Source organism: Streptomyces sp. B1866 (assembly GCF_031932565.1).
Classification (GTDB): Bacteria; Actinomycetota; Actinomycetes; order Streptomycetales; family Streptomycetaceae; genus Streptomyces.
This window is the reverse complement of record NZ_JAVSCF010000573.1, coordinates 1-726: the sequence shown is the minus strand read 5'-3', so window position 1 is coordinate 726 and position 726 is coordinate 1. Positions and strand designations below refer to the sequence as shown.

General features: G+C 81.8%; 1 pseudogene. It reads left to right on the top strand.

Features of this window, described 5'->3' with window-relative positions:
• Positions 1 to 9 precede the first annotated feature (9 nt).
• Positions 10 to 726, top strand: a pseudogene (locus RKE29_RS30250) (hypothetical protein); the annotation flags it as partial.

Here is a 726-nt window from a genome sequence, read left to right as displayed (position 1 = left end):
GGGGACGGCGTGCCGCACCCGCCGACCGGGCCGCGCGCGGACGGCGGGCCCGCCGGTTCCGCGGGCCCGGACGGTTCCGCGGGCCCGGACGGCGGCGCGTACGCCGCCGCAGGCCCGCTCACCGCCGAAGAGTTCGACCGGAGCGCCGACACCCTCCGGGAGCTGCTGGACGACACCGTCGCCGCCGCCGAGCGGCAGCTGTTCGAGCTGCGTACCGCCGCCGCGGAGGACGCGCGCATCCTCGCCGCGCTCGGCGACGGCGGCCTGCTGCCGCCCAGCCCCGACGTGCTCACCACGGTCGCCCACCTGGGCGAGCACGGCATCCCCGCGCTGCCCGGCTGGCGCTACCTGGCCCGCGCCGTCGACCCCGCCGACCACGCCGCCGTCCTCGCCGCCCGCCCCGAGCTGGTCGACGGCGTCGTCATCACCGACCCCGCCGCGCACGCGCGGGCCCGCGAGGTGCTGGCCGGCGCGGCGCTGCTGCCCCGTTCCGCGGTGGCCGTCGGCACGGCCGCCGCGCTGCTCGCGCCGCCCCGCGCGGGGACGCGGGCCGACCCGGAGTCGGTGTTCCTCGTGCCGCCGAACCCGGCCATGCACGACGAGCGGGCCGCCGACGACGAGCGGCTGGCCCTGCGCACCCGCGCGTCGGCCCGCGACGAGGAGATCCGGGCGCTGGCCGCCCGGCTCGCGGCCGACCGGGCCCTGGCCGCCCGGCTCGCGGCCTGG